Below are 21,005 nucleotides of genomic sequence, written 5' to 3' on the forward strand. Positions count from 1 at the left end.
CGGAACTCCTGTCAGAGATGGAAGGTGTGATCGGGTACGGCGAGCTCGAGGCGCCCGGGGAAATGCTGCGCCGCCCGCTCGGCCTGGTCGGCGAGCCAGGCCGGATCGGTGTCCGCCCAGTGGGTCAGGATCACCCGGCGGACGCCGTGCCGGGCGGCGACCTGGCCCGCCTCGGAGGCGCTCAGGTGCCCGTGGTCGAGCATGCCCGGGCTGGCCAGGGTGGCCTCGACCAGCAGCAGGTCGGCGTCCCCGGCGAGCGGGTCGAACGCGGGCGTCAGGCCGGTGTCGGCGCTGTACGCGAGCGTGTGCCCGTTCGACGAGACCCGGAAGCCGCAGCACGGCAGCCGGTGTCGCATCGGGACAGGCAGGACGGTCGCGGTGCCGACGGTGACCGGCTCGCCGGGGACGTACTCCCGTACCTCGAAGACGTCGGTGAAGACCCGGTCGGTGGGGTGCGGGCCCGGACCCTCGGTGCCGAGCGGGAACAGTCCGTTGAAGCGGCGGAAGATAGCCGTCCCACCGGCCGGCAGGTAGAGCGGCAGCCGGGCGCCGAGGTCGGCAGGCCGACCGTCCCGGCGGTGCACTAGGGACTTGCCGAGGGTCAGCAGGTCCAGGCAGTGATCGACGTGCAGATGGCTGATGAAGATCGCCGACAGGTCGTCAGAGATCGCGGCGGCCTTCGGTGCGACGCCGGGACCGCAGTCCAGCAGGATCGCGCCACCGTCCAACTGCACGAGGTAGCCGGAACTCGGCCAGCCGGGCTCCGGCATACCGGCCCGGCAGCCGAACACGGTCAGGCGAGGGGCGCCGTCGGTCGTCGTCTCGGAGTTCACGTCGTCGACGGTAGGAACGGGAGATGGGGGCGAGCTGTACCGGCGACGACCGAGGCCTGAACGATCATGCCGGATTTGGGACGGATCATCGCGCGCCGCGGCATGGTGGGCGGCCGGGGTTAGAGTCCGAGCGCGATGGATCCCAAGCTCAGTTGGCTCGCCACGTTCGTCGCGGTGGCCGAGGACCTCCACTTCGGCCGGGCGGCGGCACGGCTGCGGCTGAGTCCGTCCGCGGTGAGTCGGCACATACGGCTGCTCGAGGACGCTCTGCACGCGCCGCTGTTTCAGCGGACCAGCCGCAGCGTGATTCTGACTCCGGAGGGGCGCCGGGTGTACGGCGCGATCGCGGTGCCGGTGGCGACCATCGAGGAGGCGCTCCGGCGGCGGCCCGGGGACCGCTCCGACGGCCGGACCATCAGCGTCGCGTACGTCAGCACCCCCGGTGAACGGATGATCCCGCGAGCGGCGGCGCTGTTCGGTGCCGACCAGCGCGACTACGAGCTCCGGCTGCTCCCGGCGAGTTCCAGCGAGCAGCGGACCGGCCTGTTCGAGGGCTGGGTGGACATCGGCGTGCAGTGGACTCTGCCCGGTGCGTCGGTACCTGCCGGGCTGGAGCACACCCCGATCCGCGACGAGCCGCTCACGGTGGCGCTGCCGCCCAGGCACCCGTACGCGGCCAGTGCGGAGCTGCGGCTGATCGACCTCGCCGGCGAGGAGTGGCTGATGGCGGTCGACTCGTCGGACCTGCCGCTGCGGCAGGGCTTCATCGCCGCGTGCCAGCGGGTCGGCTTCCTGCCTCGGATACGGAGCGAGGCTACCGGCATCAAGGCACAGCTCAGCCTGGTCGCGGCGGGCCAGGGCGTCTGCCTGGTCCCAACCGCGATGCGGGACAGTCTCGACTTCGGCATCGGCTACGCCCGGGTCCGCGACCTGAACGCGAGCATGGTCGCCGTGACCCGGCCGGCGCCGAACCGGGCGATGCTCCGGTTCATCGAGCTGCTCCGGCTCGGCGACTGAACCGGCCAGTCAGCCCAGCAGCTCGCGGACGGGCACCCTCCGCCAGTAGCCGGCCGCTCAGGGTGAGCACCAGCCGGCCCTCGGCGACGGTGAGCAACTCGCGGTCGACCAGGTCCGGAACCCGCCTCAGCTCCGCCCGCGTCAGCACGTCCGGGTCGAGTTCGTCGGACGGCCGGAGCTCGAGCAGCACCCGCTCCACCCCGCGACTGACGGGCAGGGGAATCTCCGGCCCAGGACCGTGGTCTGGCCGATGATCGCCGCCGGAATGAGCAACGACGAGATCAAAGGGGCCCGAGACATGGCGCCAACTCGTCAGCGATCCCTCGCTGTTTGGCGCCAACGGGGCGCAGATCATCCCGGCCAAGAACTTGATCGACAACCAGCGCGTCGGGAGACGAGCTACCGCATCGACATCGAAACCCGGCCCGGGAACGGACCGGTGGCCTCCATGTCCAACTGGATGGCCGCGGCACGACCCAGTCGTGGAGTCGGTCGGCGACAGGGTGGTCGGAGCATGAGCATCGGCGTGCTGCTCGTGCAGGAAGTTGATCATGATCCCGGGAATCCCTGTCCTGTGGAGAGTTCGCGGGCGACCTTGATCGATTCGGTGGAGAAGCCGACGCCGTGACCTCGGTGCCGCGGCGGGCCAGCGACAACGTGTCGAGGCCGAGATGGCATTGCAGGTGGGAGATCGAGAGTCCCGAGACGTAGCCGACCTCGGCTGTCTCGACGGCTTGGAGGCTGTCCGGATGGGCGACGACCCCTTCGATCACGTAGAAGTCTGACCGCGCGTGGTGCGGGCGACTTCGTCCCAGGACGCCTGGTTGATCTTGGTGCTGATCCTTTGGGGCATTCGTGACGCAGCGACTCGGCGGTCCTTCGGCGGGCTTAGGGCGTGGGTGGCTGGTCAGCGTTGGGCCTGGATGCCGTACTCGTGGATCTTGCGATAGATCGTGGCCCGGCTCATCCCGAGTGAGTGCGCCGCCTTGCCCTTGTTGCCGTTGCTGTCGGCGAGGCTCTGCACGATCGCGTCCCGCTCCAGCGACTCGAGTTGGGACAGCTGGCGCCGGCTGATCACCTGATGATCGGCGGGCAGTTCGGCGGCCAGGATTGCGCCCTGCCGGCGGCGATGGCGGACCACGTGCTTGAGCACCTGATACAGCTCGGCGGTGTTGCCGGGCCAGGTCGAGCGGGACAGGTGCTGCAGCGCCTCCGGGGAGCAGGTCAGCTCGCCGCCGCGGCTGAGCCGGCCGAGGAAGAACGGCACCAGCTTGCGCAGGTCCTCGAGGTGATGCCGCAGCGGCGGCACGTCCACGGTGAGGGGGAACAGCGTGAGCAGGGACGTCAGATCCGGCTCGGCCGCGCCACCCGGGGTAAGGGTTGTCGTGACCCAGAGGCTGCCCGCCCGCTGCTCCCGGGCGACGTCGAGCACGCCGACCAGTTCGTCGAGTCGGTCCGGGGCGAGCCCGTCGACGTGTCGGATCGCCAGTGCACCGACGGTGTCGTCGAGCAGTTCTGCCTCGAGGTCGGCGATCCAGCCCTCGGAGGTGGTCGCGGCATCGACGACGTGGAACGGGGTGGAGGGGCTGTTCAGCTGGTGCGCCGCGCGGGCCAGGGCGAGCTTGCCGACCCCCGGTTCACCGCTGAGCACCAGCCATTCGCCGGCCCGGTAGGCCCGATCGACCGCGCGGCAACTGCCCAGCCACAAGGCGCCGGTGCCGACCACGCCGGGCAGGATCGGCCGCGTCGGCGGTCGCGACTTGGCCGGTTGGGTGGACTCGACCGGCAACGGCGTGAGGTGGACGATCCCGCCGCCGGCCCGGTCCGGGCTGACCGGCCGGCAGGAGATCCGCACCCGCAGGCCGCTCGGCAGCTCGACCAGGGCCGGCGTCCGGCGCCCGCCGGTGATCATCTCCGTCGCGTGCCGTAGCAGCATCGGCTGGTCGGCAGAGTCGAGGACCTGCCGGGCGGAGTCGTTCATCAGCACCAGGTCCCGGTCGATCGCGATCACCATCTCGCTGGTCCGCCGACTCGCCTGCAGGTAGGCCTGCAGCAGTTCCAGTTCCCGGGCGCTGCTGTTGCTCAGCAGGGCCGAGCGGATCTGATCGGCGGTGGTCTTGGCCAGGGCGATCAGCAGCGTCCCGGCATCGCGCCGCCAGCAGGTCAGGTCGATCGCGCCGACGGTCTTGCCGCTGATCGGGTGCTTGATCGGCACGCCGGCACAGGCCAGGTCCTCCAGATTCTCGGCGTAGTGCTCGTGGCCGAACACATGCATCGGCCGGCCGCCCTCGAGCGCCGTACCGATGCCGTTGGTGCCGGCGAACCGTTCGGCATAACTGAAGCCGGGGGCGAGGTTGACCTGGTCCAGGTGCCGGCTGAGCTGATCATCGGCGGTGAGCCGGGTCAGCACCAGCCCGGTCCGATCGGTCAAGATCACGCTGATCGGCTGCCCGCCGAGATGCTCGTGCAGCCGGCGCAGCACCGGGTCGGCGCTGCGGGCCAGCGGCAACTCGAGGTCGGGATCGGCGATGTAGGGCATATCGATCCGGTCGGCGGGGAGGTTCCAGCGTTGCGAGCGCATCCAGGAGGCCAAGATCGTCTGTCGTACGTCGCGCGGGTGCACCGGTTCTGCTGTCAGGAACCGCAGTCTCGCCGCGGCCAGTTGCTCGTCCATGAGCGCGCCTCCCGGGATTCCGGCGCACGCACCAGCCCCGATGGCGTGCCGCGGCCCTGCTTCGAGGGTAACCGGTGGACCCGGCCGTGATGTCTCAAATTGAGACCGTCGAGCGACGATCGCCGCCGTGTGATGCGTACGTAGGCGACGAGTTCGCCATCGTTTCCGGGAGGCGGCGGATGGACGAGCAGACGTACAACCCATGGACGATCGTCAACCTGATCTTCGAGCACCTCGCCGACGAGGGGTTGCATCCCGTGCTGGGCGAGACCGGAGATCCCGGCGCGGCCGCGGCAGCTCTGTTGACCGCGCTCGGAGTTTCCCCTGTTGCAGAAGGGAATTCGCGCATCGTCGAAAGGAACCGCGAGCACCTGGCCGAGTTGCGGCGCGCGGTCCTCGACGAGCCGTGAGTCTCATATTGAGACCTGCATCACAGGCCGACCGGGTTTGAATTCCCACACCGAGTGAACGTGAGGAGTGCCATGAGTCGACAGAGTGTGGCCAGGGCCCACCAGAAGATCCAGGAACTGTCCTGGGATCCCGTGTACCACCAGCCGGTGTCTCAGTACGGAACGGACTACACGTTTCGCAAGGCACAGAAGAAGGATCCGCTGAAGCAGGTCCTCCGCTCCTACTTCCCCATGCAGGAAGAAAAAGATCACCGGGTCTACGGCGCCTCCGACGGCGCGATCCGGGGCAACATGTTCCGCCAGGTCCAGGAGCGCTGGCTGGAATGGCAGAAGCTGTTCCTGAGCATCATTCCGCTGCCTGAAATCTCGGCGGCGCGGGCGATGCCGCTGCTGTTCCGGACCGTGCCGAATCCCGAGCTGCACAACGGCCAGGCGATCCAGATGATCGACGAGGTCCGGCACTCGACGATCCAGCAGAACCTCAAACGCCTGTACATGAACAATTACATCGACCCGGCGGGCTTCAACTCCAGCCTGCGTGACTTCCAGGGCGACTATTGCGGCACCATCGGCCGGCAGTTCGCCGAGGGCTTCATCACCGGGGACGCCATCACCGCGGCGAGCATCTATTTGACGATCGTGGCCGAGACCGCGTTCACCAACACACTCTTCGTGGCGATGCCGGCCGAGGCCGCGGCCAACGGCGACTACCTCCTGCCGACGGTCTTCCACTCCGTCCAGTCCGACGAGTCGCGCCACATCAGCAACGGGTACGCGACGCTGCTGATGGCCCTGGCCGACGAGGACAACCACCAGCTGCTCGCCCGCGATCTGCGCTACGCCTGGTGGAACAACCACCGGGTCGTCGACGCGGCGATCGGGACGTTCATCGAATACGGCACCAAGGACCGCCGCAAGGACCGCGAGAGCTATGCGGAGATGTGGCGCCGGTGGATCTACGACGACTACTACCGCAGTTATCTCGTCCCGTTGGAGAAGTACGGGCTGGAGATCCCGCACGACCTGATCGAGGAGTCCTGGAACCAGATCTGGAACAAGGGCTACGTGCACGAGGTCGCCCAGTTCTTCGCCACCGGCTGGCTCGCCAACTACTGGCGGATCGATCCGATGACGGACAAGGACTTCGAGTGGTTCGAGTACAAGTACCCGGGCTGGTACGACCGCTACGGCAAGTGGTGGGAGAACTACAACCGCCTCGCAACGCCGAACGGCCACCACCCGATCGTCTTCGAAGACGTCGATTACGAGTACCCGCACCGCTGCTGGACCTGCATGGTGCCCTGCCTGGTCCGCGAGGACATGGTGATGGCCGAGGTCGACGGGCAGTGGCGGACCTACTGCCACGAGATGTGCAAGTGGACCGACGAGACCGCCTTCCGGCCGACGTACCAGGGTCGCGAGACGCCCAACATGGGCAAGCTGATCGGCCACCGGGAGTGGGAGACCCTCTACCACGGCTGGAACTGGGCCGATGTGGTCAGCGACATGGGCTTCGTCCGTGACGACGGCAAGACGATGGTCGCGCAGCCGCACCTCAACCTCGATCCGAAGAAGATGTGGACCCTTGATCATCTTCGTCGGTGCCCACCGTTGCAGAGCCCGAACGTGTTGCTGAACGAGATGTCGGAGAGCGAGCGGAACGCCTTCGCGGCCCGCTACGTGCGCGGCGGTCCCGCCGGTCGGGCGCCCGTCGACGACTGAGTCGGCCTCCGAGCGGAGCGGGAGGCCCGCCCTCCCGCTCCGTGCCACCTGACCCCACGAGGAACGACGGCCCCACGAGGAACCGACGACCGGAGAGGACGTGAGTGCGATGGGCGAGAAGCACACCGTCCGGTTCGAGCCCGTCGGCATCGAGATCGAGGTGGATGAGGCGCAGACGATCTTGCGCGCCGCGGCCGAGCAGGGCGTGATGCTGATGCACGGTTGCAAGGAGGGCCAGTGCGCGTCCTGCAAGTCGTTCGTGCTGGACGGCGACGATATCGAGCTTGATCGTTACTCGACCTTCGCCCTGCCCGACTACGAGCTGGAGGAGGGTTACACACTGCTCTGTCGGGCGCATCCGTTCGAGGATCTGACGATCGAGCTGCTCAATTACGACGAGGACATGATCAGGTCCGGGCTGCCGATCCAGGAGGCCCGGGCCGAGGTCGTGTCCATCGACCCGGTGACGCACGACCTGCGGCACCTGGTGATCCGGCTGCTCGAGCCGACGGAGCTGAAGTTCTTCCCCGGCCAGTACGTCGACATCTCGGTGCCGGACTCCTCGCATGTCCGTTCCTTCTCGATGGCGAACACGTCGAGCCGCGAGGGCGGCCGGCTGGAGTTCGTGATCAAGGTCTATCCGGGCGGCGTGTTCTCGGAGTTCCTTGATCAACGGCTGGCGGTCGGTGACCAGCTCGAGCTGACCGGGCCGTTCGGCGTCTTCACTCTGCGTGACGCGCCGGACAAGGACCTGATCTTCCTCGGCGGTGGCGCGGGGATGGCTCCGATCCTCGCCCTGCTGCGGTCGATGGCCGAACGCGACCTCGATCGCCCGACCAGGTTCTACTACGGGGCGCGGGGCAAACGCGATCTGTGTTTCACCGATGAGCTCGAGAAGCTGGCGGCGAGGCTGCCACGGTTCGAGTACGTACCGGCGCTGTCCGAGCCGGCACCCGACGACGACTGGGCGGGGGAGGTCGGCATGATCACCGACGTCGTCTCTCGGCACGAGGCCGATCTGTCCCGTGCCGACGCCTACGTCTGCGGCCCACCACCGATGGTGGAGGCCGCGATCCCGCTGCTCGAACGGCTCGGCGTGCCGGAGAAGCGGACCTTCTACGACAAATTCACCACGACCGGCGATGCCGGCGACCCGAAGGTGCTGGAGGCGGAGCTCAGATGACGACCACCCAAGATCCGACGAAGCAAATCTCGACCCAAGAGATCCCGATCGAAGGGAGTCCAGCGCCGGGGCGGAGCGTGCCGAAACCGGAGTTCACCGACGCCGAGGCCGGTGCCAAGGTGTTCCCGGATTCGACGTCGCGCCGCTACAACTACTACAACGCGCAGAAGCGCAAGCAGACCCACTACGAGGACGTCACGGTCGAGGTACAGCCGGACCCTCGGCATTACCTCAGCCAGGGCTGGCTGTACGGCTTCGCCGACGGCCGCGGCGGTTATCCGCTGGACTGGACCGTGCTCAAGGCCTGGGGCGTCGACAAGCCCGAGCCAGTGCGCGGTCCGGGAACCGGCGGATTGCCCAAGGACTTCACCTGGCCGGCCCACGGCTGGCACGAATTCCGTGACCCGAACGAGGAGTGGGAGCTCACCCTTTACCGCTACAACTCCAACGTGGTCCGGCAGGTCACCCAGAACGTCGAGGCGGCGCGGCAGTCCAAGGCCTTCGAGCAGTGGAATCCGAACTGGGTCCGGTTCGTCGAGCAGCACGTCGGTGCCTGGATGCATGTCGATCATGGTCTCGGTCTCTACCTGTACGCGAACGCGAACCGGCGGGCGCCGACCAACATGCACAACAACGCGATCTCGGTGAACAGCATGCACCGGATCCGCGCGGCCCAGGACCTGGCGCTCTACAACCTGACGCTGAGCGAGGAGATCGAGGGCTTCGACGGCACCGCGCACCTGGACACCTGGAACTCCGATCCGGCCTGGCAGAAGCTGCGCGAGACCGCGGAGCAGCTGACCGCGATCGACGACTGGTGCGAGGCGATCTTCGCCGCCAACGTGGTCTTCGAGCCACTGGTCGGTGAACTGTTCCGCAGCCAGCTGGTGCAGCAGGCCGCTCCCGGCAACGGCGACTGGGTCACCCCGACCGTGATCGGCGCGGCCGAGTACGACTTCGCCGAGCGCGATCTCCGTTACACCAAAGCGATGTTCGAGCTGCTCACCCAAGATCGTGAGTTCGCCGACTACAACAAGCCGATCATCCAGGGCTGGATGTCGACCTGGGTGCCGCGGGCGATCGCCTCGGCGCGCACGCTGCAGCCTCTGTGGTCGCAGCCGGACAGCAAACCGCCGCGCTTCGAGGACGGGCTCGACCGGGTCAAGAGCCGGTTCAGTGGCATCGTCACCGGCCTCGGCCTCACAGAACCGAAGGAGTTGTCCCAGTGACCACGTTGAAGACCCCCACCGAGAGCCCGTACAAGTCCGACAACACCGCGTCCAACCGGTGCGGCGTCACCCTGATGAACAACCAGGTCGGAGTCGTCGTCGCCGAGGTGATGCGGCACAAGGACAACGTCACGGTCACGCCACTGCCGTCCATGATCAGAGTGGACGCGGTTGGCACGATGATCTTCGACTACGCCGAGATCTCGGAGGCACTGGGGGAGGAGTCCGGCTACTACGACTCGGCCCAGTTCGAGGAGAACATGTCCACCCACTACGGCCGGATGATCCACGAGGACGACCGGACGATCATGTTCGCCAATCCCGAGGACGCCGCCGAGTTCATCGGCTTCGACCTGACCGCATCCGGCTAGAAAGGACGACCGAAGTGTACGAGAAGAATGGTGAGAAGTACTTCATCGTCGACAGCCACATGCACTTTTGGAACGCGGGTCCCGACAACTGGGTGCTCGGTGCCGAGCAGTTCGCGAAGGGCTGGATCGAGTGCTTCCACGCCTATCAGAGCCTGGCGCCGGCCGAGACGCACTGGCCGATCGAGCACTTCCAGAAGTACTCCGAGGACGACTTGATCAAGGACGTCTTCGAGGACGGCTACGTCGACGTCGCCGTGTTCCAGCCGACCTACCTGAAAGAGTGGTACACGGAGGGCTTCAACACCACCGAGCGCAACGCCAGGCTGGGCGAGAAACATCCCGGCAAGTTCGTCCACAACACCCGGTTCGATCCGCGGGACGGGGATGCCGGGCTGGCCGAGCTGCGCTACAACGTGGAGCGCTACGGCTCCCGCGGCGTCAAGCTCTACACGGCCGAATGGAACAACGGGTCACGCGGCTACAAGCTGTCCGACCCGGAGGCGTACCGATACCTGGCCGAGGCGCAGCAGTTGGGGATCAAGAACATCCATGTACACAAGGGCCCGACGATCTGGCCGCTGGACAAGGACGCGTTCGACGTCGCCGATGTCGATCATGCCGCGACCGACTTCCCAGAGCTCAACTTCATCGTCGAGCACGTCGGGCTGCCGCGGATCGAGGACTTCTGCTTCATGGCGACCCAGGAGCCCAACGTCTACGCCGGCCTCTCGGTGGTGATCGGCGGCCTGATGCACGCACGGCCGCGCTTCTTCGCCAAGGTGATGGGCGAGCTGTTGTTCTGGGTCGGCGAGGACAAGATGACCTTCGGCAGCGACTATGCGATCTGGACGCCGAAGTGGCAGATCGAGGGATTCGTGGACTGGGACTTCCCGGACGATCCGGAGTTCGCAGACTATCCGCGGCTCGGGATTGAGGGGAAGAAGAAGATCCTCGGTCTCAACGCCGCCCGGCTGTACGACATCGAGGTCCCCGACGACCTGGAGGTCAAGACCGAACCCGATGCCGTGCTGGCGCCGGAGCCCGATCCGGCACTGGCCTCCCGGGCCTGACGGGCCGGGGCCACCGTGAGGAGACCACGATCATGACGACCGCCGAGACCATGACGACGCGGGTGGCCGAGCGGCCCCGGGTCCTGGCCGCGCTGGACACGGTCCGGGACCCGGAGCTCGACGAGCCGATCACCGCGCTCGGGTTCGTCTCCTCGTGCCGCGTGTCGGCGGCCGGCGACGTCGAGATCCGGTTGCGGTTGCCGACGTACTTCTGTGCGCCGAACTTCGCTTTCCTGATGGTGGCCGACGCCTACGACGCGGTGTCGGCGCTGCCCGGCGTCCGCAGCGCCACGGTGATCCTCGAAGATCATTTCGCGGCGGACGTGATCAACGCCGGCGTGGCCGCCCGGGCCGGATTCGCGGTCTCGTTCGCCGGTGAGGCGTTGGGTGAGCTCGATGACCTGCGCCGCATCTTCGTGATCAAAGCCGTGCTGGCCGGCACCGATCAGGTGGTCCGGCCGCTCGGCCTTGATCAGGAGGCCCTGACTGTGCTTACGCTCGGTGATCTGCCGCCGTCGGTGCAGCGGGACCGGCTGTGCCGCCGCCGGGCCGAGCTCGGGCTGCGCACCGATGACGCAGCTCCCGTGCTGGTGGATCCGGAGACCGGGGAGCCGGTCGCCCGGGCCGCGATGCCGCTGCACCTGGGCCGGGCGCGGCTGACCCGGGTGGGCATCGAGGCCAACACCGGCATCTGCCGCGGCATGCTGCGACACCGCTACGACAGCCACGGCGTGGCGGAGGAGATCGAATCATGAAAGCCGTACGACTACACGGGTATCACCAGCAGCCGGAGATCGAGGACGTGCCCGACCCCTCGGTCAAGGGGCCGCTGGACGTGGTGATCAAGATCGGCGGGGCGGGCGTCTGCCGGACCGATCTGCACATCATCGAGGGCCAGTGGGCCGCGGCGATGGATCCGCCGCTGCCGTACACGATCGGTCACGAGAACGCGGGTTGGGTGCAGGAGATCGGCTCAGCGGTCACCAATGTCGCGGTCGGTGACACCGTGATCCTGCACCCGACTCCGACCTGTGGGCTGTGCCGGGCCTGCCGGGCCGGCCAGGACATGCACTGCGTCGAGAGCACCTTCCCCGGGCTGGACAGTGATGGCGGGATGGCCGAATATCTGCTCACCTCGGCCCGGGCGTGCGTCAAGCTCGACCCGGCGACGCAGCCGAAGGACGTCGCCGCGCTCGCCGACGCCGGGATCACCGCCTATCACGCGGTCCGCAAGGCGTTGCCGCTGCTCTATCCGGGGACCACGGCGATCGTGATCGGCGCCGGCGGCCTCGGCCACATCGGCATCCAGTGCCTGGCCGCCCTGTCGGCGGCCAAGATCATCGTGGTGGATCGCAACCCGGAAGCGCTGGCACTGGCCGGCGAACTCGGCGCGGGCGAGACGGTGGTGGCCGACGGTCACCAGGTCGACACCGTGCTGGACCTGACCGGCGGGGCCGGCGCCGATGTGGTGCTGGACTTCGTCGCCGAGCAGGGGGCGGAGCACGACGGCTTCGCGATGACGGCCCGGGCCGGCTCCTATTACGTGATCGGCTACGGCGGCCAGGTCGAGATCCCGACGCTGGACATCATCTCCACCGAACGCAACATCGTCGGCAACATCGTCGGCACCTACAACGAGCTGGCCGAACTGATGATCTTGGCCCAGGCCGGCAAGGTCACGCTGCATACCAAGACCTATCCGCTGGAGGCCGCGGTCGACGCGGTCGCCGATCTTGATGCCGGCCGGGTCAGAGGCCGCGCGATCCTCGTTCCGTAATTCTGCCCCGTAATCCCAATCGCTCGAAAGGACTGTCATGGCGAAGGAACTGCGCTTCGGTGAGGAAGCGCGCGACCTGATGTTGGTCGGTGTCGACAAGCTCGCCGAGGCGGTCAAGTCGACGCTGGGGCCCAAGGGCCGCAACGTGATCCTGGAGAAGATCACCGGCTCGCCGGTGGTCACCAACGACGGAGTGACGATCGCCCGGGAGATCTTCCTCAAGGACCAGTTCGAGAACATGGGTGCCCAACTGGTCAAGGAGGCGGCGATCAAGACCAACGACATCGTCGGCGACGGCACCACCACCGCGACGGTGATCGCGCACGCGATCGTCCGGGAGGGGATGCGGGCGATCGGCTCGGGTGGCAACCCGGTGCTGGTCAAGCGGGGCATCGATCTCGCGGTCGGCCGGCTGGTCGAGCACCTGCGCCAGGTGGCGCATCCGGTCGCCACCGAGTACGAACTGGCCCGGGTGGCGGCGATCTCGGCCAACGACGACGACGTGGTCGGCGAGGCGATCGCCAAGGCGCTGTTCACCGTCGGCGACGGCGGCATCGTCAGCGTCGAGGAGTCCGCGATCCACGGGATGAGCGTCGACTTCGTGGAGGGGTTCGAGTTCGACAACGGCTATCTGTCGCCGTACATGGTGACCAACCCAGCCGCCCTGGACGCTGTGCTGGACGATCCGTACATCCTGCTGTGCAGCGAGAAGATCACCAAGGTGCAGCAGCTGATGCCGCTGCTGGACAAGATCATGCGTGACCCGAAGCCGTTGTTGATCATCGCCGAGAGCCTCGAGGGCACGGCGCTGAGCATGCTGGTGCACAACCACGTCAACGGGATCTTCAAGTGCGTCGCGGTCAAGGCGCCCGGCTTCGGCGATCGGCGGCTGCACAAGCTGGAGGACATCGGTGCGATCACCGGGGGTGCTGTCTACAGCAAGCATTCCGGCTTCATGCTCGAGACGATGACTGTGGCCCAGCTCGGCCGGGCCGACCAGGTCCGGATCACCGCCGACCGGACCTCGATCATCGCCTCACCCGGTCACAACGAGGAGGTCGAATTCCGGGTGACCCAGCTGCGGGCCGAGCTCGAGCGGGCCTCGTTCGGCGTCGACGAGGACGTGCTGACCGAGCGGATCGGCGCCCTGTCCGGCCGGGTCGCGGTGATCCGGGTCGGGGCGCCGACCAACGCCGAGCTGAAGGAGTTGCAGCACCGGGTCGAGGACGCGCTGTCGGCGACCCGGGCGGCGATGGCCGAGGGGATCGTCGCCGGCGGTGGCGTGGCCCTGCTGCACGCGGCTGTGGCGCTCGATGATCTTGATGTTAAGGACGACTACAAGATCGGGGTCGAGATCGTCCGCAGCGCGCTGCCGGAGCCGACCTATCTGATCGCGACTAACGCCGGCTACAACGGCGTCGAGGTGCTCGAACGGGTCGGCGCGCTCGGCGTCGACGAGGGCTTCGACGCCCTCGACGGGCACTACGGCAATATGCTCGAGATGGGCATCGTCGACCCGCTCCGGGTGGCCCGATCTGCGCTGCAGAACGGTGCGTCGGTGGCCGGTCTGCTGCTCACCACCAACACCTTGATCGCCGAGGAGCAGACGCCGTGGGGCGGCAGCGCGGCGTTGATGACGGAGTACGGTGCGCTCGACGAGGGCCTGCACCAGCCGTCCCCGGACTCCAGCACCCCGCAATCCCTCGGCCTGGGTCCCTCGGTCGGCTGATACAGGCCCAGCGGTAGTGAGCCGGGGATGGGTGTCGGGTCGCGCGCCGACGGTCCAGTTCGGCGTCGTCGACCAGTTCCGGCCCGGGGACGGCGGGGCTGCGGCGATTTCCGGCTGTGGAAAGCAGTCTCGGTCACAGGTCGTGACCTTGCGCAGCCTGACGGGTTCGATCACCGGCGACGCTCCTCTGTGATCGTGGACCCGTTGTTGCTCGGGGATACCTGGATCCGAAGTCCATCGATGCTGCTACGAGAAGGGGGTTGCCGATCGGTGGGAGTAGTGCGCGGGGTCGGGGAGTGGGTCCGGGCGACTGCCCACTCCGCTGTTGAGATGTGTCCGAGGTCGCTCCACCAGGCCCACGAACAAGATCAACGGCGAAGGAACCACGTCCCGATCATGAAGTTTGCAGGTCGACTTGTCGCGACAGCGGCCGCTCCAACGATCTCCCTGGACGGCCGGCGGGTGCCGGCTCCAGCCATAACACGGCGAGGCCGGCCGTTGGGGAAAGCGCCGACCTCGACGGCTGGCCTGCGACTCGCGACGACGCCGCCGGCCTTCACCGTGCAGCAGCAGGCCTACGATGCCCTCGTCTCGGAGATCCGCGACCAGTACCGCGTGCTGTTCGACTCGACATCCTTCGCGGTCGTGAACCGCTGGGCGGCGATCCCAACGGGTCATATTCCCGGGAGTACGCCGGCTCCTACTGCACGAACCATCTCGTGGGGCCGGGTTCGACATCTCCGAGCCTCCGGCCAAGTCCGGGCCTTCGCCGACCTGTCGATGGAACTACTGGGGGATGAGCTGGCCGACTTCATTCGCAGGTCTCGAATCCGCGAGGCAGGCACTGGGCGCCCTCGACGCTGCCCTTGGGCCGGCAGGGTGGCGGGCGTTCCCGATCGGGTTCCGAGGGGTACGCCCGCCCACGTGCGTCAGGCGCAGCCGGGCGGGCCTTCCGTGCGGAAGGTTGGAGTTTGGTCACGCGACTGTGTCGGCGGCTTTGGCGTGCGCCAGGGCCCAGGTGAGGGCGTGGTCGGCGACGGCTTCCCAGCCGGGGGCGGCGCAGGTCCAGTGGTCGCGGCCCTCGAACTCGTAGTACTCGGTGATCGCGGGCGACTTGTCGTAGTGCTTGGCGTTGGATTTGTTCACCGAGGTCGGCATGATGTGGTCCTCGCTGCCGCCGATGAACAGCAGCGGGGCCCGGTCGGCGGCGTAATCCACCCAGGTCTCCTGGGGGCCGGGCTTGAAGTTGGCGAAGAGGCCGTACTCCCACACCCAGTGACCGGGTGCGGGGATGGCGTACCGCTCCCAGACCTGCCGCGACTCCTCGGCCGAGAGAGTATTGGTGAACGCGTAGTGGAACTCCTCGGGTGTGAACCCCACGGCGCGGTGCCGGTTGGCGGGGTTGCGCAGGGCGGGGAACAGGGACTTGGCCTGGGACAGTGGGTTGACCCGTACCCCCTCGGTCGGTGCGGAGTCGACCACGACGGCCGCGGCACCGAGGCCCCGGGCGAGCAGGAGTTGGGTGAGAGTGCCGCCGAACGAGTGGCCCATGATGATCGGTGGGCTGTCCAGGGCTTCGATGACCTCGGCGAGGTGGTCGACGGTGTCGGGAACGGTGAGGTCGGCGATGATCTCGGGGTTGTCCCGAAGCGCTTCGACCTCGATCTCGAACCCCGGGTAGCTCGGGGCCAGGACGGTGAGGCCCTTGGCTGCGTAGTGGGAGATCCAGCCCTCCCAACTGCGTGGGGTCATCCACAGTCCGTGGACCAGGACGACGGTATCCGGCTTTGCTGCGTTCACGCTGCTGCTCCTCCTGTGAAGGGTGTTCTCTAGGTTCCGCTGGGTGAACGGTCCGACGCCGGTCAGGTGTCGATGAACGCCAGCAGGTCGGCGTGGAGGCGGTCGCGGTCGGTATCGGGTAGTGCGTGGCCACTGCCTTCGTAGACGGTGAGGGTTGCGTCGTCGATCAGGGCGGCGGCCCGCTTCCCGCCGACGTGGAAAGGCACGATCTGGTCGTCGTCGCCGTGGATGATCAAGGTCGGGACATCGACCTTGGCGAGGTCGGGCCGGAAGTCGGTGGCGGAGAACGCGGCGATGCACTCGTAGGCACCGCGGTGCCCGGAGGCGAGGCTCTGCAGCCAGAACGCGTCGCGGAACCCTTGGTCGACGTCCTGCCGCCGGTTGTGGCCGAAGAACGGGCCGTCGGCCAGGTCGCGATACAGCTGGGACCGGTCGGCTTTCTCGCTGGCGCGGATGGCGTCGAACACCCTGACCGGCAGCCCTTCGGGGTTGTCGTCGGTCTGCAGCATCATCGGTGGGACGGCCGAGACCAGAATGAGCTTGGCCACGCGGGCGGTGCCGTGGCGGCCGAGGTAACGGGTGATCTCTCCGCCGCCGGTGGAGTGACCGATCAGCGTCAGGTCGCGCAGGTCGAGCGCGTCGATCAGGCAGGCGAGATCGTCGGCGTAGGTGTCCATTTCGTTACCGCCCCAGGTCTGACTTGATCGGCCGTGCCCGCGCCGGTCATGGGCGATCGCGCGATGGCCGTGCTCGGCGAGAAACAGTGCGGCGGCCTCCCAGGCGTCGGAGTTCAGCGGCCAGCCGTGGCTGAGTAGCACGGGCGTTCCGTCGGTGCCCCAGTCCTTGTAGAAGATCTGGGCACCGTCGTCGGTGCTGATGTAAGGCATGGTGGGCCGCCTCAGTCTCGGTCGAGTTCTGGCACTTCGACCTTGCCGCTGGGACCACCACACCGGACCACGTGAACCTCGTAGTCCGTCGTTTCCTACCAGGTCGTCGTGCCTTCGTCGGCCGGCGGTTTGAGGCGGTCGGCCAGTTGACGCCGGGACGACACTCCCAGCTTCTGGAAGACCTTGCGCAGGTGATAGTCGACCGTGTTGGGGCTGATGAACAGGTTCGCGGCGATCTCATGGTTGGTGCGTGCGGCTGCGGCGAGTTGCGCAATGGTGTGTTCCTGTGTGGTCAGGTCGAACTGCCGTGGCGTGGTGTCGACTCCGCCGGAGCCGCTCAGCGGCGCCAGCTCGGTGGTCGCGCGTGCGACGAACAGGGCAGTGCCGCTGTGCCGGAAGTGTCTGAGGGCGAGCCGGAGCTGCTCGCCGGCCTCGCGACGGCGTCGAATTCGGCGGAGCCATTCGCCGTAGACAAGGTGGGACCTGGCCAGGTCCATCACGGCCGCGGTCCCGCTCAGGGCATCGATCGAGGCTTGGTAGTGCGGCTCGGGATCGGCCGCCCCCGCGGCGTCCTCCGCGCCGACGAGCGCCAGCGCACGCTGGGCGAGCCCGTGGCACCAGGGCGAACCGTTCGCATCGGCCAGTTGCGCGAGCAGCGTCGCGACTCGTACGGCGTCGCCGTGGTGCCCGCTGCGAGCAGCGGCCTCGACGAAGTCGGGGTAGTAGGTGGGGGTGGTGTGCAAGAACTGGTCGACGACGAGCGGGGTGAGCCGTTCGTACGCCTCCTGGTACTTCGACTCAGCGAGATCGCGGACCGCGACCGCTGCTCGCGCGGACGAGCTGACGCCGCCGAACCCGGTCGCGTCCGCGCCGTCCGCGATCGCGATCACCACCGCGGTAGGTGACCCGGTCCATGCCAGGACGGCGGCGTTCAGGACGTTCTCCGCGTCGTAGCCCATCGCCCGCCGCACCTCGCGCACCAGCTCGTCGAACATGACGGCACGACGCAGGCTGCCGCCCCACAGCTCCGAGAGCGCCATGACCCAGAGCAGCGTGTCCAGGACCTGCAGCGCCCCGGCATCGCGCGCGGCCGCGGCGGCTCGGTCCAGCGCCGCCGCGCGGCCGTCGTTGTCCCAGAGGAACGTTGCCAGGGCTGCCGTCACCGAGCCCAGCTGCATCAGCTCGTGGTCCGGCAGCGCCAGGATCGCGTCCAGCGCCGCACGGGCCGGCGCGACCGCCGCCTCGTACGGTTCGAGGATCAGCGTGCCGAGACCTCGGAGCATCACCGACTCGGGTCCATCGGCTGCCTCTGCGCCTGCGAGGAGCCGCCGCCCGAGCGCACCGTGGGTCGTGCCCAGGATCATGCGTTCTGCCGTGCAAAAGCTGTGGAACGCGCGGAGCAGGGCCTGTTGCTCCCGTGCGGGGTCCAGCTCGTGGAACGCGTCGGCCGCCTGCAGGTGCGCCGCGGTGGCTCCCCGCACACCATCGGTGTCGCCCGCGAACAGGCTGAGTGCGCTGCGCAGGGAGACGGTGCGACCACGCGTGACAGCGTCGACGACGGTCACGTCGATCTGATCGACGAGCCGTTGGGCGATGTGGATCGCCCCGGCCGCCAGAGCGGCCTCGGCCGCACTGATCTGACGCGCATCGCGTACGGCTCCAGGAGGACTGAGCTCGGCTGCACGGGTCAGGATCGTCGCCTGCGAAGCCAGGCCGCCACGCCGAGCCGCCAGGTCCGCGGAGTTGGCCAGCCGGTCGGCCACTTCGGGATCGGTTCCCAGGACGGCACGGGCCGCGTGCCAGGCCTCGGTCTGCGCCAGGCCGAGCTTGTCCGCGGCGCGCGCGAGCGCGCCGTGCACCCGGCGGCGTTCGGCACCCGGAGCGGCGTTGTAGACCGCGGACCGCACCAGCGGGTGCCGGAACCGCACGACCGGTTCCAGCTCCACCAGGCCGTCGACCTCTGCCCGATCGTCGCCGTCGGGCCTGAGACCGAGGTCCTTCGCCGCAGCCGCCAGAAGGTCGACGTTTCCTGTCGAGTCCGCGGCTGCCAGCAGCACCCACGGCTGGACCTCGGCGTCGGTCTGCCGTACCCGGCGGACGTAGTGCGCCTCGAGGTGCCGACCGACCGGTACCGGATCGCCATCCAGTCCCAGGTCGGGCAGCTCGTGCACGAGCACGTCACCCGCCAGGTCGATCAGCGCCAGCGGGTTGCCACCAGTCGCTCGCGCGATCGCCGCGGCCGCCGACGGCGCAACCGGCCGCGCCGCCGAACGGTTCAGCAGCCGCACTGCCGCGTCGTGATCAAGGCCGGCCAGGGCGAGCTGTGCCACGCCACCGATCCGGTCCGCGAAGCCCTCCTCGTCCCGGGCGGCGAACACGACCGCGACGTGCTCGACCGCGATGCGCCGTGCCACGAACGCGAGGGCGTCCAAACTCTCGGAGTCGATCAGGTGCGCGTCGTCGATCAGGCACGCCACCGGCTGATCGGCACCCGCCGCCGTCAGCAGGCCGAGCAACCCCAGGCCGACCAGGAACCGGTCCGGTGCGGGCCCGTCGGCCGCTCCGGACGCGACCTGGACTGCCTGCCGCTGCCGCTCCGGAAGTACCGAGTGGTGTACCTCTAGCACGGTGACCAGTCGCTGCACTGCGGCGAACGGCATCGCCGACTCCGACTCGTACCCGTCCAGCCGAATCACGGCGAAGCCCGCCTGCCACGCTCCTTCGGCCAGGAGAGAGGTCTTGCCGATTCCCGGCTCTCCCAGGATCAGCAGGGAGCCGCCGCGTCCGTTGCGCGCCGCGGCCAAGAGCTCGGCCAGCTGGCGCTGCTCTTCGTCACGGCCCAGGAGCGCGCCAGCATTTCCCATGTGCTCCACGGTAAGTCCGACGGCGCTGACCTACGCGGTTTGCGGGACCGCGGCTACCCGTCCTGACCTCCTCGTGACGTTGTGCCGCCGAGCTCGCGCTCCTGGTAGTCGCGTGGCGAGAGTCCGTGGAACCGGCCGAAGGCGGCGCTGAAGGTCGGCAGGTGGGCGTAGCCGAGGCGACGGGCGACGGCGCTGGGCTGGGCGCCGCCGACGAGCAGGTCGCGGGCGATGCGCATCCGGGCCGCGTAGCACCAACTGGAGAAGGACAGGCCGGTCTCGTCCCGGAAGGCCCGGTGGACGGTGGCGGGCGCGGCGGCGGCGTCGTGCGGAACGGCCGATTCTGTGCCCCGATTTCAAGCGGCGAAGCTGGCTGTCCGAGGTCACTGGCCGGTCTCCGCTTCGCATCGTCATCCCGCGCGACGGGCACTGGTACGTGGTCGTTGATCTGCAAGGCATGGGGTCTAAGGCTCGGGTGAGGTCGGCGGTCCACGTCGAGCCGCCGCCGCTGCCTGTGGTCCGCAGCTCGGCGCCTCCGTCGCTGTCCAGCGTTCGGGTTCAGCCGCCGACGGCCGCGCTGGCCGACGACGGGCAAACGTGGGATGCCTTCATTTCCCACGCTGGTGAGGACAAGGCCGACATCGCCCGACCCCTGTACGAGGCGCTGTGTGATCTTGGAGTCACGGTCTGGTTCGACGACGCCGAGCTGCGCATCGGCGACAGCCTTCGGCGCAGGATCGACCAGGGCCTGGGCCGTAGCGCGTTCGGCGTTGTGATCTTCTCCACGGCGTTCTTCTCCAAGGGATGGCCGCAGTACGAACTCGACGGCATCGTCACCCGTACGGTCGCTGGCGAGCAGAACCTGCTGCCGATCTGGCACAAGATCACCAAGGACGAAGTGATGGCGCAGAGCCCGTCCCTGGCCGACAAGGTCGCCCGGAGCACGTCGGAGTTCTCGGTCGAAGAGATCGCCGACGAGATCGCCCGCCGGGTCCGGCCGGACCTGTTCCTCGGAGAGGCGGTCTGATCATGGACCTGGACTTCACGACCGAATGCCCAGAGTGCGGTGCGCCGGTCAAGGCATCGATCGGTGCCGTCGCCAAGGGCCAGACGGTTCGGTGTAGCCGAGGCCACCGGATCGCCATGGAGGACAAGGACGGCGGAGCACGTAAGGCCCAGCGCAGCCTGAACCGCATGGAACGGGCGTTCAAGAAGATCGGCAGGATCAGGTAGGCGGTAGAACGGCTGAGGGCCCATGCGGTGAAACCGCCGGGCCCCCAACTGAGCGGTAACGGAGAGACCTGCCTCCGCCTTCGGGTCCACTTCCAGGAACGGGCAGTAGTGTCCCGGGCCGGCTCGTCAGCGACGTCAACCTGGGGCCCCTAGGGACTCTCGCGTTCCAGCGAACGTCACGCCCACTCGGCTTGGGGTCTGAACACCGA

General features: G+C 68.1%; 18 protein-coding genes and 1 pseudogene. 12 read left to right on the top strand and 7 right to left on the bottom strand.

Annotated features, from left to right (window positions below; all coding sequences use genetic code 11):
- Positions 1-11 precede the first annotated feature (11 nt).
- Positions 12-833, bottom strand: coding sequence for an MBL fold metallo-hydrolase (locus ACFQU4_RS03360; RefSeq protein ID WP_377486920.1), 822 nt, complete (start codon positions 831-833; stop codon positions 12-14).
- A gap of 135 nt (positions 834-968) precedes the next feature.
- Between ACFQU4_RS03360 and ACFQU4_RS03365 the strand changes: the two genes are divergently transcribed.
- Positions 969-1,850, top strand: coding sequence for a LysR family transcriptional regulator (locus tag ACFQU4_RS03365; protein WP_377486923.1), 882 nt, complete (start codon positions 969-971; stop codon positions 1,848-1,850).
- Here ACFQU4_RS03365 and ACFQU4_RS03370 read toward each other — a convergent pair.
- Positions 1,822-2,040: a hypothetical protein gene (locus tag ACFQU4_RS03370; protein WP_377486926.1), complete on the bottom strand. Its 219-nt coding sequence runs from the start codon at positions 2,038-2,040 to the stop codon at positions 1,822-1,824. The genes ACFQU4_RS03365 and ACFQU4_RS03370 overlap by 29 nt on opposite strands.
- A 717-nt stretch (positions 2,041-2,757) precedes the next feature.
- Positions 2,758-4,524, bottom strand: coding sequence for a sigma-54-dependent Fis family transcriptional regulator (locus tag ACFQU4_RS03375; RefSeq protein WP_377486929.1), 1,767 nt, complete (start codon positions 4,522-4,524; stop codon positions 2,758-2,760).
- 179 nt (positions 4,525-4,703) lie between these two features.
- On the opposite strand from ACFQU4_RS03375, the gene ACFQU4_RS03380 reads away from it, so the two are divergent.
- The 9 genes from ACFQU4_RS03380 (at position 4,704) to groL (ending at position 14,015) form a co-directional block, all read left to right on the top strand.
- Entirely contained in the window at positions 4,704-4,934 is a 231-nt protein-coding gene (locus tag ACFQU4_RS03380) for a hypothetical protein (RefSeq protein ID WP_377486932.1), read from the top strand.
- 72 nt (positions 4,935-5,006) lie between these two features.
- Positions 5,007-6,656 carry a hypothetical protein gene (locus ACFQU4_RS03385; RefSeq protein ID WP_377486935.1) on the top strand — a complete coding sequence of 550 codons (1,650 nt, stop codon included), beginning with the start codon at positions 5,007-5,009 and terminating at the stop codon, positions 6,654-6,656.
- A gap of 109 nt (positions 6,657-6,765) precedes the next feature.
- Positions 6,766-7,839 (top strand): NADH:ubiquinone reductase (Na(+)-transporting) subunit F, encoded by a 1,074-nt coding sequence (locus tag ACFQU4_RS03390; protein ID WP_377486938.1) that lies wholly within the window; start codon positions 6,766-6,768, stop codon positions 7,837-7,839.
- Positions 7,836-9,068, top strand: a complete 1,233-nt coding sequence (locus tag ACFQU4_RS03395) for a hypothetical protein (RefSeq protein WP_377486941.1) — start codon at positions 7,836-7,838, stop codon at positions 9,066-9,068. Before ACFQU4_RS03390 ends, ACFQU4_RS03395 begins: the two co-directional genes overlap by 4 nt.
- Positions 9,065-9,439 (top strand): propane 2-monooxygenase effector subunit MimD, encoded by a 375-nt coding sequence (gene mimD / locus ACFQU4_RS03400; RefSeq protein WP_377486944.1) that lies wholly within the window; start codon positions 9,065-9,067, stop codon positions 9,437-9,439. The genes ACFQU4_RS03395 and mimD overlap by 4 nt, the downstream gene beginning before the upstream one ends.
- A gap of 14 nt (positions 9,440-9,453) precedes the next feature.
- Positions 9,454-10,509 (top strand): amidohydrolase family protein, encoded by a 1,056-nt coding sequence (locus ACFQU4_RS03405; protein WP_377486947.1) that lies wholly within the window; start codon positions 9,454-9,456, stop codon positions 10,507-10,509.
- Positions 10,510-10,541: 32 nt separating this feature from the next.
- Positions 10,542-11,264 carry an iron-sulfur cluster assembly protein gene (locus tag ACFQU4_RS03410; protein WP_377486950.1) on the top strand — a complete coding sequence of 241 codons (723 nt, stop codon included), beginning with the start codon at positions 10,542-10,544 and terminating at the stop codon, positions 11,262-11,264.
- Entirely contained in the window at positions 11,261-12,286 is a 1,026-nt protein-coding gene (locus ACFQU4_RS03415; RefSeq protein ID WP_377486953.1) for an NAD(P)-dependent alcohol dehydrogenase, read from the top strand. The genes ACFQU4_RS03410 and ACFQU4_RS03415 overlap by 4 nt, the downstream gene beginning before the upstream one ends.
- A 37-nt stretch (positions 12,287-12,323) precedes the next feature.
- A complete protein-coding gene (gene groL, locus ACFQU4_RS03420) occupies positions 12,324-14,015 on the top strand; it encodes a chaperonin GroEL (RefSeq protein WP_377486956.1) in 1,692 nt (563 codons plus the stop codon).
- A 975-nt stretch (positions 14,016-14,990) separates the two neighbouring features.
- On the opposite strand, the gene ACFQU4_RS03425 is transcribed toward groL, so the two are convergent.
- The 4 genes and pseudogenes from ACFQU4_RS03425 to ACFQU4_RS03440 form a co-directional block, all read right to left on the bottom strand.
- On the bottom strand, positions 14,991-15,815 hold the full coding sequence (locus tag ACFQU4_RS03425) for an alpha/beta hydrolase (RefSeq protein ID WP_377486959.1): 825 nt from the start codon (positions 15,813-15,815) through the stop codon (positions 14,991-14,993).
- A 62-nt stretch (positions 15,816-15,877) separates the two neighbouring features.
- Complete coding sequence (locus tag ACFQU4_RS03430) at positions 15,878-16,702, bottom strand: alpha/beta fold hydrolase (protein ID WP_377486962.1); 825 nt, start codon at positions 16,700-16,702, stop codon at positions 15,878-15,880.
- Positions 16,703-16,797: 95 nt separating this feature from the next.
- The gene (locus tag ACFQU4_RS03435; protein ID WP_377486965.1) at positions 16,798-19,566 is read right to left on the bottom strand and encodes an AAA family ATPase; all 2,769 of its coding nucleotides are present in this window, start codon (positions 19,564-19,566) and stop codon (positions 16,798-16,800) included.
- Between the two features lie 53 nt (positions 19,567-19,619).
- A pseudogene (locus tag ACFQU4_RS03440) lies at positions 19,620-19,871 on the bottom strand (helix-turn-helix domain-containing protein); the annotation flags it as partial.
- Between the two features lie 65 nt (positions 19,872-19,936).
- On the opposite strand from ACFQU4_RS03440, the gene ACFQU4_RS03445 reads away from it, so the two are divergent.
- Together ACFQU4_RS03445 and ACFQU4_RS03450 are read left to right on the top strand one after the other, a co-directional pair.
- Positions 19,937-20,590: a DUF1883 domain-containing protein gene (locus ACFQU4_RS03445; protein WP_377487346.1), complete on the top strand. Its 654-nt coding sequence runs from the start codon at positions 19,937-19,939 to the stop codon at positions 20,588-20,590.
- Between the two features lie 2 nt (positions 20,591-20,592).
- Positions 20,593-20,796, top strand: coding sequence for a hypothetical protein (locus tag ACFQU4_RS03450; RefSeq protein ID WP_377486968.1), 204 nt, complete (start codon positions 20,593-20,595; stop codon positions 20,794-20,796).
- Positions 20,797-21,005: the final 209 nt, after the last annotated feature.

It is taken from the genome of Microlunatus sp. GCM10028923 (assembly GCF_042666975.1).
Classification (GTDB): Bacteria; Actinomycetota; Actinomycetes; order Propionibacteriales; family Propionibacteriaceae; genus Microlunatus.